Raw genomic sequence first — 16,288 nt, forward strand, 5'->3', positions numbered from 1 at the left:
ACCGGCCTGGGGAGAGTGACGCGCGGCGGGAGTGAGGTGTGGGGGACCGAGGCTCCCGCCGCGCGTCGTGGCTCCACCGACCGAAGGTGATGCGGGGCGTTCCGGCCGGTGGAACTGATGGGTTCGGCCCTGATCGTGACAGCCCGCCGCGGTCTCGCGGCCGTCGTTAAGCCACATCTAAGGAAGACTTGCGCTGGCCCACAGCCACCGAGGGGGAGGGCGCTCAGCGGGGGCGCGGCCAGCGGCGGCCGCCGGTCTTCTGCTCCCGGGCGTCCCGCGCCATCCGGCCGACCAGCCCGAACCGGTTGACCTGCCGGGGCGTCGCCTCCGGGTCGGCCAGCAGCATCACCACACTCGCCCCGCCGAGCCCGGCCCGGTCGATGCTGACCGACCCGTTGGCCTGCAACGCGACCCGCCGAGCGATGTCCAGCCCCAACCCGGTGGAACCCTGGTCGCTGGCGCCCCGGCGCAGCGCTCGGTCCGGGTCGGCGATGCCCGGGCCGGCGTCGTCGATGCGGAGCGCCACCCAGCCGTCCCGCCGGCTGACCGCCACCTCGAACGCGGTGCCCTGCGGGGTGTAGCGGAAGACGTTGCCGATCACCGCGTCGAGCGCGGCGGCCAACTCGGCCCGGGGCACCGGCGCCGGGACGCGCAACTGTGCCCCGACGACCCGGTGCGGCCGGTTCTGGTCGCCGGCCAGTGCCGACCAGAAGACCATCCGGTCCCGGACCACCTCGCTCACATCGCAGGTGGCCGGGCCGGTTTCCTGGCCGACGGTCTTGCGGGTGGTCTTGATCAGCTGGTCGACCTCGCCCTCCAGCGTGGCGATGGCCTGGCGGATCCGCCGGATGCCGCGCCGGCGGTCCAGTTCCGCCGCGCTGAACGCCCCGATGCTGGTGTCGTCGGACTCCAGCGCCTCGGCATCCAGCCGCAACGCGGTCAGCGGGGTGCGCAGCCGGTGGGACAGGTCCGCGACGAGTTCCCGCTCGTCGGCGCGGAGCGCGACGAACCGCTCCGCCATCCGGTTGAACGCGTGGCCGGCCTCGGCCAGCTCCCGCGGGCCGGTCGGCTCGACCCGTACGCCGAGGTCGCCGTCGCCGACGGCGAGTGCCGCCTCGACCAGCTCGCCGGTGGCGTCGACCGCGCGCGCGGCGACCCGGTCGACCACGATCACCGCGGCCCCGACCAGCGCCGCCGCCACCGCGAGCAGCAGCAGCCACCGCCCGCCCGAGCCCTCGTCGAGCACCTGGTCGGGGACGAAGACCTCCACCACGGCGACCTTGTCGCCGAGCACCACCGGGTCCAACCGGAGCACCCCGCCCGGCACGTCGGTGACCGCCGAGCGCCGTTCGGCACCGGCCCGGGCCAGCGCCGCCGCGTCGGCACGGCCGCCGGACTCGTCACCGCCGATGCCGTGTACGACCGGCCGCAGCGCCGGGTCGTCGTCGGTGGCCGCGACCGCGCGCTGGACGACCTCGGGGTCGGTGCTGACCGCGAGCGCCCCGGTGACCAGGGCACTGCGCCGGGCCGCGTCGGCCAGCTTCTCGTCGCGCGCCTGGTTGCCCAGGGTGAGCCCGAGCGGGACGAGGAAGGCGAGCGCGACGAGGCCGCACATGCCGGCCGTGAGCCAGGCCAGCGCGGCCCTCAGTCCGGTGCCACCAGCCGGAAGCCGACCCCCCGCACGGTGCGCAGGTAGCGCGGCTTCGCCGCGGACTCGCCCATTTTGCGGCGCAGCCAGTAGAGGTGAACGTCGATTGTCTGGTCCTCGCCGACCGACGGCTGCCGCCATACCTCCTCCAAGAGTTCCCGCCGGGACACTACCCGGCCGGGGCGGGCCGCGAGATATGCCAGCAGGTCGAATTCCTTGCGGGTCAGCGCCAGCGGCTCCCCGTCCAGCACCGCGCTGCGCTCGCCCACGTCGACCCGCAGGCCGCCGACGGTGTGCACCGCCGGCTGCACCGTACGGCTGGCCCGGCCCGCCCGGCGCAGCACGGTGGTGATCCGGGCGTCCAGGTGGGCGCCGGTGAACGGCTTGACCATGTAGTCGTCGGCGCCCGCCCGCAACAGTCGCACCACCGACTGTTCGTCGTCGCGCGCGGTGGCGATGATGATCGGCACATCGGTGATCCCGCGCAGCATCCGCAGCGCGTCAGAGCCGTCCAGATCCGGCAGGCCGAGGTCGAGCACGACCAGGTCGGGGGTCTCGGCGGCGACCCGGCGCAGCGCGTCCAGCGCGGTACCGACGGCGTGCACGGCATGTCCCCGGTCCGTGAGGGAACGCAGCATCGCGCCGCGTACGACGTGGTCGTCTTCGACCAGGAGGACGGTTGCCACGTCAAGACCGTACTCGGCGTGGCAAGTTGATCGCGTTGCGGCGCATCGGGGAACCGGGCAAGCTGGGACGACGATGACGTTCACCCTCTTCCCCGACACCCGCCTCACGCTCGCCCGCGACAGTCTCGCCGGCCTGTCGGTCGGCGACGCCCTCGGCGCGCAGTTCTTCGTCCCGGGCCGGCCGACCGCGCCCTGGCGCGACGATCTTCCTCCCGGCCCCTGGGCGTGGAGCGACGACACCGAGATGGCCTGCTCGGTCGTGGCCGTCCTGACCGAGTCCGGGGAGATCGATCGAGACCGCCTGGCCAGCACCTTCGCCGACCGCTACGACCCCGCCCGTCGCTACGGGGCCGGTGCCGTCGAACTGCTGGAGTTGATCCGCGCCGGTACGCCGTGGCCGGTGGCCGCCGCGTCCGCGTTCGACGGGCAGGGCTCCTGCGGCAACGGCGCCGCCATGCGGGTCGCCCCGCTGGGCGCCTGGTACGCCGACTCGATCCGGCGTGCGGCCGACCAGGCCCGCGCCTCCGCCGAGGTGACCCACGCCCACCCGGAGGGGATCGCCGGTGCGGTCGCGGTGGCGGTGGCCGCCTCGCTCGCCGCCCGGGCCCGGCTGGACGGGGGCCGACCCGACCCGGCCCGGCTGCTCGGCGCGGTGGCCGGTGCCCTGGATCCGGGCGGCGAGCTGCACCTGGGCGTACGCCGGGCCGCCGCGCTGCTCGGCCATCCGGCCGGTGCGGTCGCCGACGCGCTCGGCAACGGCTCGCGGGTGACCGCGCAGGACACCGTCCCGTTCACCCTCTGGGTCGCCGCCACCCACCTCGACGACTACCCGGCCGCGATCCGCGTCTGCGTCGAGGCGGGCGGGGACGTGGACACCACGGCGGCCATCGTCGGCGGGGTGGTCGCCGCGTACACCGGCGTCGGCACGCCGGGCGGGGTGCCCGACGGCTGGCTCGCCGCCCGCGAGCCGTTGCCGCACTGGCTCCCCGCCCACGCCTGAGCCCCCGTCCCGCCCCCGGTCCCGCAGGCTCGCGTACGTCCGGAAACGCGCGTTCGGGACAGCGCGGCGTCGCCGACGGTGCGGAAAAGGCGACCGATAGCATCGCAGGGGCCGGTACCCGGCAGATCCGATCACCGTCGACGACAGGAGTCACCGTGTCCGCACCCCGTACCCCCGCCGTGGCCGACCCCGTCGTCGTCGCCGCCGGGACGACGGCGGCCGACGCGGTGGTCGCGGCCGGGCTGCCCACCAGCGGCCCGAGGGCCGTCGTGGTGGTCCGCGACCCGCAGGGCCAGCTGCGCGACCTGGACTGGAAGCCGGCCGAGGAGACCAGCGTCGAGCCGGTCACCATCGACTCGCCGGACGGGCTCAACGTGCTGCGCCACTCCACCGCGCACGTGCTGGCCCAGGCCGTGCAGGACGTCTTTCCCGAGGCGAAGCTCGGCATCGGCCCGCCGATCGAGAACGGCTTCTACTACGACTTCCAGGTCGACAAGCCGTTCCAGCCGGACGACCTGGCCAAGCTCGAGAAGCGGATGCAGGAGATCATCAAGTCCGGCCAGCGGTTCCGCCGGCGCCGGTTCGCCAGCCTGGACGAGGCGAAGACCGAACTGGCCGCCGAGCCGTTCAAGCTCGAGCTGATCGACGTCAAGGGGGAGGGGCTCGACTCCTCCCAGGTGATGGAGGTGGGCGGCGGCGAGCTGACCATCTACGACAACCTCGCCGCGAATGAGGACAAGGTCTGCTGGTCGGATCTGTGCCGCGGCCCGCACCTGCCGAACACCCGGCTGATCGGCGCGTTCAAGCTGATGCGCTCGGCCGCCGCGTACTGGCGGGGGTCGGAGAAGAACCCGCAGCTGCAGCGGGTGTACGGCACGGCGTGGCCGACCCGGGACGAGCTGAAGGCGTACCTGAAGCTGCTGGAGGAGGCGGCCCGGCGCGACCACCGCAAGCTGGGCGCGGACCTCGACCTGTTCAGCTTCCCGGACGAGATCGGCTCGGGTCTGGCGGTCTTCCACCCCAAGGGCGGGATCATCCGCCGGGAGATGGAGAACTACTCGCGGCGCCGGCACGAGGCCGCGGGGTACGAGTTCGTCAACTCCCCGCACATCACCAAGGCGCAGCTCTTCGAGACCTCGGGCCACCTGCCCTACTACGCCGACACGATGTTCCCGCCCATGCAGCTGGAGGGCGCGGAGTACTACCTCAAGGCCATGAACTGCCCGATGCACAACCTGATCTTCAAGGCGCGCGGGCGGTCGTACCGGGAACTGCCGCTGCGGCTGTTCGAGTTCGGCACGGTCTACCGGTACGAGAAGTCCGGCGTGGTGCACGGCCTGACCCGGGTCCGCGGCCTGACCCAGGACGACTCGCACATCTACTGCACCCGCGAGCAGATGCCGGGCGAGCTGACCAACCTGCTCAGCTTCGTGCTCGACCTGCTGCGCGACTACGGCCTGGACGACTTCTACCTGGAGCTGTCCACCCGAGACGACTCGCCGAAGTTCATCGGCTCGGACGAGGACTGGGCGGAGGCCACGGAGGCGCTGCGTACCGCCGCCGAGTCGTCCGGCCTGGACCTGGTCCCGGACCCGGGTGGCGCGGCCTTCTACGGGCCGAAGATCTCGGTGCAGGCCAAGGACGCCATCGGCCGGACCTGGCAGATGTCGACCATCCAGGTCGACTTCAACCAGCCGGCCCGGTTCGGGCTGGAGTACCAGGCAGCCGACGGCACCCGCCAGCAGCCCGTGATGATCCACCGGGCGCTCTTCGGCTCGATCGAGCGCTTCTTCGGCGTGCTCACCGAGCACTACGCGGGCGCGTTCCCGGCCTGGCTCGCGCCGGTGCAGGTGGTCGGCATCCCGATTCGCGAGGACCACACCGACTACCTGCGCGGCTTCGTCGCGGCGCTGCGGGCCGAGGGGATCCGGGCCCAGGTGGACGCCGGCGACGACCGGATGCAGAAGAAGATCCGTACCGCCCAGCAGCAGAAGATCCCGTTCATGGTGATCGCCGGTGACGACGACGTGGCCGCCGGCACGGTGTCGTTCCGGTACCGGGACGGGTCGCAGCGCAACGGCGTACCGATGGCCGAGGCGGTCGCCCACGTCCTGGACGTGGTCAGCTCGCGGTCCAACGCGGGGCCGTCGGCCGACAGCTGACGGCGTGGCCCCGGATGCGGTGACCGTAGGATCGGCGGCGTGACTGGGGCGGATCGGCACTTCGACAGCGGCACCGACAACGGACTGACGGACGGGCTGGAACGGCTCTGGACCCCGCACCGGATGACCTACATCTCCGGGGAGGACCGGCCCGAGGGCGGCTACGAGAAGCCCACCGGCTGCCCGTTCTGCCTGGCCCCCGGCCTGCCCCCGGACGAGAGCCTGGTCGTCGCCCGGGGCGAGCACGTCTTCGTGGTGCTCAACCTCTACCCGTACAACCCGGGGCATCTGCTGGTCTGCCCGTACCGGCACGTGGCCGACTACACCGAGCTGGACGTCCCGGAGACCGCCGAGCTGGCGGCGTTCACCCAGGACGCCATGCGGGTGGTCCGTCGGGTCTCCAACGCGCACGGCTTCAACCTGGGCATGAACCAGGGTGGTGTGGCCGGCGCGGGAATCGCCGCCCACCTGCACCAGCATGTGGTGCCGCGCTGGGGCGGGGACGCCAACTTCATGCCGGTCATCGGCCGGACGAAGGTGCTGCCGCAGCTGCTCGCCGACACCCGGGACCTGCTCGCCAAGGCCTGGCCGGCCTGACCTCGGGCGACGAGCCCGGGTCCACCCGCGCGCGCCGGCGAGCGGCCACGGCGGTCCGCCGGGCCGGGTCAGCCCGGGTCGGTCGCGGGCTGGGCCGCGCCGGCCCGGTCGGTCACGGGCTGGGCCGGGTCGGCCGGGTCGGTCGCGGGCTGGGCTGCATCAGCCCGGTCGGTTGCGAGCTGGGCGCGGACGGCGAGCTGGCGCAGCCGTCGCGCCACCATCTGGTCACCGTGCCGGGCGATCCACAGGCAGACCCCGGCGAGTGGCAGCTCGACCAGTGCGGCCAGCAGCACCGACATGACCAGGTCCCGTCCGGCCGCGGTGGTGATCACGTCGAACCAGGCATCCACCACCAGCATGGTGGCGGTGGCGGTGGCGGCCAGCACCACCCGCCGGTCGCCCCGGTACGCGTACCACCCGGTCAGCCCGAGCAGCGCCGCCAGGCCGAGGTCGAACCCGACCCAGGCCGCCCGGTAGTGCGTGGTCACGGCGTGCCGGGGCAGGGTCAGCGCGAGGTACACGGCCCAGGGCAGGGTGATCAGGGCGAGCACCACGAAGGTGGGCGCCACCCAGGGGGGCACCGGTCGTACCTCGGTCGCTCGTTGGATCTCGTCCGCCGTGGTGCTCATCGTCCTCCGCCGCCTCGAGTACTTCTCCGCCGTGATCGACACACGGCCGACGGCTCCGGCCGGCCCGCCCACCACTCGCGCCCCCGGGAGCACGCATCGTGCGTCCTTCCCTTCGAGTGTCCGTGAGGTGACGGGAAGCCGCCCCTCCCCAAGATCCGCGCAGATTCACGAAAAGACACGCAAAGAGTGGCCTCCGGGGCCGCGGAGACCACTCTTTCCCTGAATCGGCCCCCTCAAAGGGGAGGGATCAGGAGCGGGTGGCGTGTTCCTTGCGGACCTGCTCGGCGAGGTGGGCGGGCATCGGCTCGTGGCGGGCGAACTCGCGGCGGAACGTCCCGGTGCCGGCGGTCATCGAGCGCAGCTCGACCGCGTACCGGAGCAGTTCGGTGGCGGGCACCTCGGCGCGGACCAGCGTGCGCCCCTCGGCGTCCGGGTCGGGCTCGGTGCCGAGCACCCGACCACGCCGGCCGGAGAGATCGCCCATCACCGCGCCGACCGACGAGTCGGGCACCCGGACGGTCACCTCGTCGACCGGCTCCAGCAACGCGGGCTGGCCCTTCTCGGCGGCGTCGCGCAGCGCGAGGGCGCCCGCGGTCTGGAACGCCGCATCGGAGGAGTCGACGCTGTGCGCCTTGCCGTCGAAGAGGGTCACCCGCAGGTCCACCACCGGGTGGCCGGCGACGAGGCCGCGCTCCATCTGCGCCCGGACGCCCTTCTCCACCGACGGGATGTAGTTGTGCGGGACCGCTCCGCCGACGACCCTGTCCACGAACTCGAAGCCGGTGCCGCGGGGCAGCGGCTCCACCTCGATGTCGCAGACGGCGTACTGGCCGTGGCCGCCGGACTGCTTGACGTGCCGGCCGTGCCCCTTCGCGCCGACGGTGAACGTCTCGCGCAGCGACACCCGGACCGGCTCGGTGTCCAGCTCCACCCCGCCCGCGCGCAGTCGGTCGAGCACCACGTCGGCGTGCGCCTCGCCCATGCACCAGAGCACCAGCTGGTGGGTCTCGGCGTTGCGGTCGAGCCGCAGCGTCGGGTCGCCGGCGACCAGCCGGGCCAGGTTGCGGGCCAGGGCGTCCTCGTCGGCCCGGCTCTTCGCCACGATGGCCACGGGCAGCAGCGGCTCCGGCATCTCCCAGGGGGCGATGAGCAGCGGCTCCTCCTTGGCGGAGATGGTGTCGCCGGTCTCCGCGCTGCCCGATTTGGTGATCGCGCAGATGTCTCCGGCGACCGCGCTGGTCACCTCGCGCAGCGTCGCGCCGAGCGGACTGTAGAGGTGGCCGACCCGCTCGTCGGCGTCGTGGTCGGGGTGGCCGCGCTCGGTCATGCCGTGCCCCGACACGTGGATCACCTGGTCGGGGCGGAGCGTGCCGGAGAAGACCCGGACCAGGGACACCCGCCCGACGTGCCGGTCGACGGTCGTCTTGACCACCTCGGCCACCAGCGGGCCGTCCGGGTCGCAGCCCAGCGGCGGTCGGGGCGAGCCGTCCACGCCGGTGACCGCCGGGAGGTCGTGCTCCAACGGCGAGGGGAACGCCGACACCAGGCCGTGGAGCAGCACGTCCAGGCCGACGCCGGTCTCCGCGCAGACCGGCACCACCGGGTAGAAATGGCCTCGGGCGACCGCCTTCTCCAGGTCGGTGATGAGTACCTCGGTGTCGATCTCCTCGCCGCCGAGGTAGCGGTCCATCAGGGTCTCGTCCTCGCTCTCCGCGATGATCCCCTCGATGAGCTCGTTGCGCGCCTCCAGGATGGCGGGCAGGTGCTCGGGGTCCGGCTCGCGCACGGCGGCCGGCAGCCCGTTGGAGTAGTCGAAGACCCGCCGGGTGATCAACCCCATCAGCCCGGCGACGGACTCGCCGTCGTCGCCGAGCATCGGCAGGTAGAGCGGGAGCACGTTGTCGCCGAAGACCCGCTGGCAGAGGGCCACCGCCTCGTCGAAGTCGGCGCGCGGGTGGTCCAGCCGGGCCACCGCGACCGCGCGCGGCATGTCGACCGCGGCGCACTCCTCCCAGAGCGCGGCGGTGGCCGCGTCCATCCCGTCGACGGCGGAGACCACGAACAGCGCCGCGTCGGCGGCCCGCAGGCCGGCGCGCAGCTCGCCGACGAAGTCGCCGTAGCCCGGGGTGTCCAGAAGGTTGACCTTGACGTCCTGGTGCAGCAGCGGCGCGCAGGCCAGGCTCACCGAGCGCTGCTGGCGTACGGCGGCGGGGTCGTGGTCGCAGACCGTGGTGCCCTCGGTGACGGTGCCGGCGCGGCCGATCGTGCCGCTGGCCGCCAGCAGCGCCTCGACCAGGGTGGTCTTGCCCGCCCCGGAGTGCCCGACGAGCACCACGTTGCGAACCCTGTCGGGCTCGGTCACCACCGGCGCGCCGCCGGTGACACCCTTCTCCTGATTTTTCTGCGCCATGGCGGCGCACCTCCCTCAGCCGGTGGTGGTGGCGACCGCCGCGCGCGACGGGGAAGCGGGCCCGGACGGGTGCCGCGGCGATATCCTCCGGTGGTCTCCTGGACGACGGGTTCTCGGACGGGTGGTTCGGTGAGCTGGCTCACCTCCCAGGCTCGATCTCACACCCGTTGCCGACCCCGCACAAGCCTGCCAGGCGGGTCGGGACGACCGGCCGTGTCGCCGGCCGCCGTCGGCCGTTATCGTGGGACAGCCATGGCGAAGATCTTCCAAGTAACGGCCCGAGCGGGCATGACCCGCGTCGTGGAGCCGGTCGCGCGCGGTCTGCTCCGCGCGGGCGTGTCCCCCAACGCGGTCACCGTGACCGGCACTGTCGGCGTGCTCGTCGGCGCGCTCGGCTTCGGCGCCCGCGGCCACCTGGTCGCCGGCGCGCTGATCGTCACGGTCTTCGCGCTCACCGATCTGCTCGACGGCACGATGGCCCGGATGAGTGGTGGGTCCACCCGGTTCGGGGCCTTCCTCGACTCGAGCATGGACCGGGTCGCCGACAGCGCCGTGTTCGGCGCGGTCGCATACCTGCTGGCCACCCAGCACCAGTACTCGGGGGTGGCCGCGGCACTGCTCTGCCTGGCCGCCGGGGGCCTGGTCTCCTACGTCAAGGCCCGCGCCGAGGGGCTGGGCATGACCTGCAACGTGGGCATCGCCGAGCGCACCGAGCGGCTGCTGATCGTCGGGGTGGGCGGCCTGCTCACCGGCCTCGGCGTCAAGCCGGCCCTACAGATCGCGCTCTGGCTGCTCGCCGCCGTCTCCATCTTCACGGTCGGGCAGCGCATGGTCCACGTGTACCGGCAGGCGCAGCTGGTCGGCCAGGAGTGAACCTCACCGAGCTGGGCTACGTCGCCGGCTGGCGGCTGGCCCGGGCGCTGCCTCGGCCCGTGGTCGCCGCCGCCTTCCGGGCGGGCGCCGACCGCGCCCACCGCAGGAGCGGCCGCGGTACGGCCCGACTCCGTGCCAACCTGCGCCGGGTGGTCGGCCCGGAGGTGCCCGAGGCGGAGCTGGACGCCCTGGTCCGGGCCGGCCTGCGGTCGTACGCCCGGTACTGGATGGAGGCGTTCCGCCTGCCCGCGCTGAGCCGCCCGGAGATCCTCGCCGCGTTCCGGCTCGACGGCCACGAGAAGCTCGGCGCCGACGTGGCGGCCGGCCGGGGCGCGGTGGTCGCGCTGCCGCACGCCGGCAACTGGGACGCCGCCGGTGCCTGGGTGGCGGCCTCCGGCTGGCCGATCACCACGGTCGCCGAGCGGCTCAAGCCGGAGGGCGTCTACGAGCGCTTCCTCGCCTTCCGGCAGGGCCTGGGCATGGAGATCCTGCCCACCAACGGTGGCGACCGGCCGGCCTTCGACGTGCTGCTGGACCGGCTGCGGGCCGGCGCGGTGGTGCCGCTGCTCGCCGACCGGGACCTCTCCGCGCGCGGCGTGGAGGTGGACTTCTTCGGCGGCCGGACCCGGATGCCGCCCGGCCCGGCCCTGCTGGCGATCCGGAGCGGCGCGCCCCTCTACGTCGCCTCGATGTGGTACGAGCCGGATCTCGCCTGCGGCTTCCTCGAGGGCCCGCTGGAGGCGCCCGACCCGGACAGCGGTCCGCTGGACGTCCGGGTCCGCGTCCTCACGCAGCGGATTGCCGACTGCCTGGCGGCGGGCATCGCGCGCCATCCGGAAGACTGGCACATGTTGCAGCGGATGTGGCTGGACCAGCGGACCGACGGCGCGGGCGCTCCGCCGCAGCCGCCGGCCGCCAGCGGGACGATCTGAGGGAGCGGGCGCAGTGCGGATCGGCATCGTGTGCCCGTACTCCTTCGACGTCCCGGGCGGGGTGCAGAACCACGTCATGGACCTGGCCGAGGCACTGATCGGGCTGGGCCACCAGGTGAGCGTGCTCGCCCCGGCAGACGAGGACTCGCCGCTGCCGCCGTACGTGGTGGCCGCCGGGCGGGCGGTGCCCCTGCCGTACAACGGCTCGGTGGCCCGGATCGCCTTCGGCCCGGTCTCCACCGCCCGGGTGCGGCGCTGGATCACCCGGGGCGACTTCGACGTGCTGCACGTGCACGAGCCGCTCACGCCCAGCCTGTCGATGCTCGCCGTGCTCTGCGCCCGCGGCCCGGTGGTGGCCACCTTCCACACCGCGATGACCCGGTCCCGGGTGCTCTCCGCGGCGCAGGGGATGCTCCAGATCGTGCTGGAGCGGATCACCGCCCGGATCGCGGTCAGCGCCCTGGCCCGCAAGGTGCAGGTCGAGCACCTGGACGGCGGTGCGGTGGAGATCCCCAACGGGGTCGCGGTGGCGAAGTTCGCCGGCGTCGAACCGTTGCCCGGTTGGCCGGGGGAGTGCGCGCCGGGCACCGGCGGGACGGTCGGCTTCCTGGGCCGGTTCACCGAGCCCCGCAAGGGCTTCCCGATCCTGCGGGACGCCTTCGTCGCGCTCGCCCCGCACCGGCCGGGGCTGCGCCTGCTGGTGGCCGGGCCGGGCGACCGGGACGACCTGTACGGGCAGTTCCCGGTCGGGCTGCGCGACCGGATCACCTTCCTCGGCATGGTCTCCGAGGCGGACAAACCTCGCATGTTGCGCAGCCTGCACCTTTACGTGGCACCGAACACCGGTGGGGAGTCCTTCGGGATGATCCTCACCGAGGCGCTCGCCGCCGGCACCACGGTGGTGGCCAGCGACCTGGACGCGTTCCGCCGGGTCCTGGACGGCGGGCGGGCCGGGCGGCTGTTCCCGACCGGCGACGCGGTGGCGCTGCGTGCCGCCCTGACCGAGCTGCTCGACGACGCCGGGCAGCGGGCGGCGCTGACCGGCAGCGGCGACCAGGTGGCGGCGAACTTCGACTGGTCCGTGGTGGCCCGTCGGGTGCTGGAGGTGTACGCAGCGGCGATCGAGGCCACCGACGGCCGGGTCATGGACCAGGAATGGGTGGAGCTGGGCTGAACCCCGGGTGGCCGGTGGGGCCGATGTGACGAGAGCGTCGGCCCACGGCCGCGCCGGACCGGACGGGAACGGAGCAGCACTACGATGCCGGGCATGTGGTGGGTGGTGGGCGCGGTCCTGGCCGTCGGGCTGGTCACGGCGTACCTGATCTGGACGGCCGGCCGGGTCGAGCGGCTGCAGGCCCGCGCGGAGTCGGCGGCCCGGGCGCTCGACGCCCACCTGCTGCGTCGCGCGGCGGCCGCCGCCGTGCTGGCCGAGCGGCGCTACGGCGTGGAGTTGTATGCCGCCGCGCGGATCGCCCTGGACGCCGCCCCGGACGAGCGGGAGGCCGCCGAGAACGACCTCACCCGGCAGTTGCGCACGGTCGAGCTGGATTCGGACGATTCGACCTGCGAGGCGGTGATCGCGGCCAGCCGGCGGCTTGCGCTGGCCCGGCAGGTGCACACCGATCTGGTCCGGGACGCCCGGGCGGCCCGTGGCCGGCGACTGGTGCGCCTGTTGCGGATGGGCCGCGGGCACGAGTTGGCCCGCTACTTCGACATCGACGACCCCACCCTCACCGCCTCGGCGGACGTCCCCACCGGCTGACCGGGCACCGGCTCGCTCAGCGGCCAAGACCAGGCGTGACGCCGACCACAGAGCAGGCCACCGTGGGTCTGATTGGCTGTCGGACCGGCGTTGACCCCGTCGTAGCATTTCCGCAGCCACCCCCGAACATGCCCAAGGAGCGATGACCCGTGCCCGAATCCACCTCCCCGAACACCAACGTCACTCCCGTCGTCGGCACCGCCCGCGTCAAGCGGGGGATGGCCGAGATGCTCAAGGGCGGCGTGATCATGGACGTGGTCACCCCCGAGCAGGCCAAGATCGCTGAGGACGCCGGCGCGGTCGCCGTCATGGCGCTGGAGCGGGTGCCCGCCGACATCCGCGCGCAGGGCGGCGTGTCCCGGATGAGCGACCCGGACATGATCGACGGCATCATCAACGCCGTCTCGATCCCGGTGATGGCGAAGGCCCGCATCGGCCACTTCGTCGAGGCCCAGGTCCTCCAGTCCCTCGGTGTCGACTACGTCGACGAGTCCGAGGTGCTGACCCCGGCCGACTACGAGAACCACATCGACAAGTGGGCGTTCACCGTCCCCTTCGTCTGCGGCGCGACCAACCTGGGCGAGGCGCTGCGCCGGATCACCGAGGGCGCGGCCATGATCCGCTCGAAGGGCGAGGCCGGCACCGGTGACGTCTCCAACGCCACCACCCACATGCGCAAGATCCGCAAGGAGATCCGCCGGCTCCAGTCGCTGCCGGCCGACGAGCTGTTCGTGGCCGCCAAGGAGCTCCAGGCGCCGTACGAGCTGGTCAAGGAGATCGCCGAGACCGGCAAGCTGCCGGTGGTGCTGTTCACCGCGGGCGGCATCGCGACCCCGGCCGACGCCGCCATGATGATGCAGCTCGGCGCCGAGGGCGTCTTCGTCGGCTCGGGCATCTTCAAGTCCGGCAACCCGGCCCAGCGCGCCGCCGCGATCGTGAAGGCCACCACCTTCCACGACGACCCCGACGTGCTGGCCAAGGTCTCCCGCGGCCTGGGCGAGGCGATGGTCGGCATCAACGTCGACGAGATCCCGCAGCCGCACCGGCTGGCCGAGCGCGGCTGGTGACGTGACCGGAGGGGCCCGACCTGTCGCAGGGGCCCCTCCGCACACTCCATGAGAGGAGCGAACGTGACCGCACCCGTCATCGGTGTGCTCGCGCTCCAGGGGGACGTACGCGAGCACGTCGCCGCCCTGGCCGGCGCGGGCGCGGACGCCCGCCCGGTCCGCCGTCCGGCCGAGCTGGACGCGGTCGACGGGCTGGTCATCCCGGGCGGCGAGTCCACCACCATCAGCAAGCTCGCCGACATCTTCGAGATGCGGGAGCCGATCGACAAGCGGATCGCCGCCGGCCTGCCGGTCTACGGTTCCTGCGCCGGCATGATCATGCTGGCGTCCGAGGTGCTCGACGGCCGCCCGGACCAGCGCGGCTTCCAGGGCATCGAGATGACCGTCCGCCGCAACGCGTTCGGCCGGCAGGTCGACTCGTTCGAGGCGCCGGTGGGGATCGCCGGGATCGACGGCGAACCGTTCCACGCCGTCTTCATCCGGGCCCCCTGGGTCGAGCGGGTCGGTGCCGGCGTCGAGGTGCTCGGCCGGGTCACCGACGAGCCGGCCGCCGACCGGATCGTCGCGGTCCGGCAGGGCAACCTGATGGCCACCTCGTTCCACCCGGAACTCACCGGGGACCGTCGGGTTCACCGGTACTTCGTGGACCTGGTCCGGGCCGCGACCTGAGCGGGGAGCGATCCTTCCGGGCACCTGCGGGCAGGTTTTCCGGCCAGCGGTTGTTCTCCTCCGGTGACTGCCGGGCCACCCCGCCGACCCGCCGCCGCCCCCCGGCGCGGGTGCCGGGTGTGACATGCGGGCACCCGCTCTCGGTAGGATTGCCGCGGTTCGGCAGGGCCATCGCTCGCCGCAGCCGTCCACGCGGAGCCGACCGGCCAGCTCCATCCGTACCGGTTGACCGTGGATTCGGCGCGGGCAGTCGACGCAGGCGTGGATCACTAACGGAGGTATGAGATGTCCGGCCACTCAAAGTGGGCGACCACCAAGCACAAGAAGGCCGTCATCGACGCCAAGCGCGGCAAGATGTTCGCCAAGCTGATCAAGAACGTCGAGGTGGCGGCCCGGACCGGCGGCGGCGACCCGGCCGGCAACCCGACCCTCTACGACGCCATCCAGAAGGCGAAGAAGAACTCCGTCCCGAACGACAACATCGATCGCGCGGTGAAGCGCGGCTCCGGCCTGGAGGCCGGCGGCGCCGACTACCAGACGATCATGTACGAGGGCTACGGCCCGAACGGTGTCGCGCTGCTCATCGAGTGCCTGACCGACAACCGTAACCGCGCCGCCACCGAGGTGCGCACCGCACTGACCCGCAACGGCGGCTCGTTCGCCGACGCCGGCTCGGTGTCGTACATGTTCTCCCGCAAGGGCGTGGTGATCGTCCCCAAGGCGGGCACCACCGAGGACGACGTGATGATGGCCGTCCTCGACGCCGGCGCCGAGGAGGTCAACGACCTCGGTGAGGCCTACGAGGTGGTCTCGGAGCCGGGCGACCTGCTCCCGGTCCGCACCGCCCTGCAGGACGCCGGCATCGATTACGAGTCGGCCGAGTCCTCCCTCATCCCCAGCGTCAACGTGCCGCTGGACGAGGAGGGTGCGCGCAAGGTGTTCAAGCTGATCGACGTGCTCGAGGACTGCGACGACGTGCAGAACGTCTTCGCCAACTTCGACGTCTCCGACGAGGTGATGGCCGCCGTCGGCTGACGACGGCGCTGAGGCGGACGCCGGGTCGGTGCCCTCACCGGCCCGGCGATTCGTCGTGTCGGCCAGGTCCAGCAGCCGGGCCGACCTCCTCGGCCTGCGCCCGCTCGTCCCGGGACCACCGGCTCGCGCAGCCGGGGCGGGTCGACGCCGGCCTGGAGGTCGTGCTCGACGGCATCGCCGCGAAACTCGGCTGACCGGTCGACCGGGCTGCCCGTACCCTGCCGGGATGCTCGTCCCCGACCTGCCGCTGCGCACCGACCGCCTGGTGCTGCGCCCGTTCACCGCCGACGACCTCGACGCCCTGTTCTCGTACCGCTCCCGGCCGGAGGTCACCCGCTTCCTCTACCACGACCCTTACGACGAGGCCGCCGCCCGGGCGGCGATCGACCGGGTGGTACGACGCACCGCGTTGCGCGAACCCGGTGACGTGCTGAACCTGGCGATGGTGCTGCCGGAGACCGGCGAGCTGATCGGCGACGTTCTGCTGGTCTGGACCAGCGCCGAGCACCGGCAGGGCGAGATCGGGTACGTGCTGCACCCGGACCACGCCGGCCAGGGGTACGTCACCGAGGCGGCCCGGGAGATGCTCCGGCTCGGCTTCGACGGCCTCGGGCTGCACCGGATCGTCGGTCGCCTCGACGCCCGCAACACGGCGTCAGCGCGAGTGCTGGAGCGGCTCGGCATGCGCCGCGAGGCGCACCTGCGGGAGAACGAGTTCGTCAAGGGCGAGTGGACGGACGAGGCCGTGTACGCCCTACTGGACCGGGAGTGGCGGGCCGGGGCAGCCGGCGCCTGACCACGGCGACGTTCCGGCCCGG

General features: G+C 73.1%; 15 protein-coding genes. 11 read left to right on the plus strand and 4 right to left on the minus strand.

All coding sequences use genetic code 11. The annotated features are described in order from the left end of the window. Positions 1–223: 223 nt before the first annotated feature. The gene (locus tag ACNAVT_RS25095; protein ID WP_416299662.1) at positions 224–1,615 is read right to left on the minus strand and encodes an ATP-binding protein; all 1,392 of its coding nucleotides are present in this window, start codon (positions 1,613–1,615) and stop codon (positions 224–226) included. A 29-nt stretch (positions 1,616–1,644) separates the two neighbouring features. Continuing rightward, positions 1,645–2,334, minus strand: coding sequence for a response regulator transcription factor (locus tag ACNAVT_RS25100; RefSeq protein WP_089155714.1), 690 nt, complete (start codon positions 2,332–2,334; stop codon positions 1,645–1,647). A 73-nt stretch (positions 2,335–2,407) separates the two neighbouring features. On the opposite strand from ACNAVT_RS25100, the gene ACNAVT_RS25105 reads away from it, so the two are divergent. From ACNAVT_RS25105 to ACNAVT_RS25115, 3 genes are all read left to right on the plus strand, one after another. Continuing rightward, positions 2,408–3,334, plus strand: a complete 927-nt coding sequence (locus ACNAVT_RS25105; RefSeq protein ID WP_416299663.1) for an ADP-ribosylglycohydrolase family protein — start codon at positions 2,408–2,410, stop codon at positions 3,332–3,334. Positions 3,335–3,489: 155 nt separating this feature from the next. Then, positions 3,490–5,496, plus strand: coding sequence for a threonine--tRNA ligase (gene thrS / locus ACNAVT_RS25110; RefSeq protein ID WP_416299664.1), 2,007 nt, complete (start codon positions 3,490–3,492; stop codon positions 5,494–5,496). A 39-nt stretch (positions 5,497–5,535) separates the two neighbouring features. Continuing rightward, a complete protein-coding gene (locus ACNAVT_RS25115) occupies positions 5,536–6,093 on the plus strand; it encodes an HIT family protein (RefSeq protein WP_416299665.1) in 558 nt (185 codons plus the stop codon). A gap of 68 nt (positions 6,094–6,161) precedes the next feature. Here ACNAVT_RS25115 and ACNAVT_RS25120 read toward each other — a convergent pair whose 3' ends face one another. Both ACNAVT_RS25120 and ACNAVT_RS25125 read right to left on the minus strand, forming a co-directional pair. Further along, on the minus strand, positions 6,162–6,722 hold the full coding sequence (locus ACNAVT_RS25120) for a hypothetical protein (protein WP_416299666.1): 561 nt from the start codon (positions 6,720–6,722) through the stop codon (positions 6,162–6,164). 247 nt (positions 6,723–6,969) lie between these two features. Then, positions 6,970–9,132 (minus strand): elongation factor G-like protein EF-G2, encoded by a 2,163-nt coding sequence (locus ACNAVT_RS25125; protein WP_416299667.1) that lies wholly within the window; start codon positions 9,130–9,132, stop codon positions 6,970–6,972. A 252-nt stretch (positions 9,133–9,384) separates the two neighbouring features. Between ACNAVT_RS25125 and pgsA the strand changes: the two genes are divergently transcribed. From pgsA to ACNAVT_RS25165, 8 genes are all read left to right on the plus strand, one after another. Continuing rightward, positions 9,385–10,005: a phosphatidylinositol phosphate synthase gene (gene pgsA, locus ACNAVT_RS25130; RefSeq protein WP_416299668.1), complete on the plus strand. Its 621-nt coding sequence runs from the start codon at positions 9,385–9,387 to the stop codon at positions 10,003–10,005. Next, the gene (locus ACNAVT_RS25135; RefSeq protein ID WP_416299669.1) at positions 10,002–10,937 is read left to right on the plus strand and encodes a phosphatidylinositol mannoside acyltransferase; all 936 of its coding nucleotides are present in this window, start codon (positions 10,002–10,004) and stop codon (positions 10,935–10,937) included. Before pgsA ends, ACNAVT_RS25135 begins: the two co-directional genes overlap by 4 nt. A 13-nt stretch (positions 10,938–10,950) precedes the next feature. Beyond that, entirely contained in the window at positions 10,951–12,111 is a 1,161-nt protein-coding gene (locus ACNAVT_RS25140) for a glycosyltransferase family 4 protein (RefSeq protein WP_416299670.1), read from the plus strand. Positions 12,112–12,195: 84 nt separating this feature from the next. Continuing rightward, positions 12,196–12,699 carry a hypothetical protein gene (locus ACNAVT_RS25145; RefSeq protein ID WP_416299671.1) on the plus strand — a complete coding sequence of 168 codons (504 nt, stop codon included), beginning with the start codon at positions 12,196–12,198 and terminating at the stop codon, positions 12,697–12,699. 149 nt (positions 12,700–12,848) lie between these two features. Next, a complete protein-coding gene (pdxS, locus tag ACNAVT_RS25150) occupies positions 12,849–13,766 on the plus strand; it encodes a pyridoxal 5'-phosphate synthase lyase subunit PdxS (protein ID WP_416299672.1) in 918 nt (305 codons plus the stop codon). A gap of 63 nt (positions 13,767–13,829) precedes the next feature. Continuing rightward, positions 13,830–14,435 (plus strand): pyridoxal 5'-phosphate synthase glutaminase subunit PdxT, encoded by a 606-nt coding sequence (pdxT, locus tag ACNAVT_RS25155; RefSeq protein WP_416299673.1) that lies wholly within the window; start codon positions 13,830–13,832, stop codon positions 14,433–14,435. A gap of 285 nt (positions 14,436–14,720) precedes the next feature. After that, positions 14,721–15,470: a YebC/PmpR family DNA-binding transcriptional regulator gene (locus ACNAVT_RS25160; RefSeq protein ID WP_416299674.1), complete on the plus strand. Its 750-nt coding sequence runs from the start codon at positions 14,721–14,723 to the stop codon at positions 15,468–15,470. Positions 15,471–15,696: 226 nt separating this feature from the next. Continuing rightward, complete coding sequence (locus ACNAVT_RS25165) at positions 15,697–16,266, plus strand: GNAT family N-acetyltransferase (RefSeq protein ID WP_416299675.1); 570 nt, start codon at positions 15,697–15,699, stop codon at positions 16,264–16,266. Positions 16,267–16,288 lie beyond the last annotated feature (22 nt).

The sequence above is a fragment of the Micromonospora sp. SL4-19 genome (assembly GCF_047921475.1).
Lineage (GTDB): Bacteria > Actinomycetota > Actinomycetes > Mycobacteriales > Micromonosporaceae > Micromonospora.

Excerpts from the sequence above, each read along its gene's own strand:
- ACNAVT_RS25105 (WP_416299663.1), top strand. The coding sequence starts at position 2,408 with ATGACGTTCACCCTCTTCCCCGACACCCGCCTCACGCTCGCCCGCGAC.
- ACNAVT_RS25095 (WP_416299662.1), bottom strand. The coding sequence starts at position 1,615 with ATGTGCGGCCTCGTCGCGCTCGCCTTCCTCGTCCCGCTCGGGCTCACC.
- ACNAVT_RS25160 (WP_416299674.1), top strand. The coding sequence starts at position 14,721 with ATGTCCGGCCACTCAAAGTGGGCGACCACCAAGCACAAGAAGGCCGTC.
- ACNAVT_RS25165 (WP_416299675.1), top strand. The coding sequence starts at position 15,697 with ATGCTCGTCCCCGACCTGCCGCTGCGCACCGACCGCCTGGTGCTGCGC.
- pgsA (WP_416299668.1), top strand. The coding sequence starts at position 9,385 with ATGGCGAAGATCTTCCAAGTAACGGCCCGAGCGGGCATGACCCGCGTC.
- ACNAVT_RS25145 (WP_416299671.1), top strand. The coding sequence starts at position 12,196 with ATGCCGGGCATGTGGTGGGTGGTGGGCGCGGTCCTGGCCGTCGGGCTG.
- ACNAVT_RS25120 (WP_416299666.1), bottom strand. The coding sequence starts at position 6,722 with ATGAGCACCACGGCGGACGAGATCCAACGAGCGACCGAGGTACGACCG.
- ACNAVT_RS25125 (WP_416299667.1), bottom strand. The coding sequence starts at position 9,132 with ATGGCGCAGAAAAATCAGGAGAAGGGTGTCACCGGCGGCGCGCCGGTG.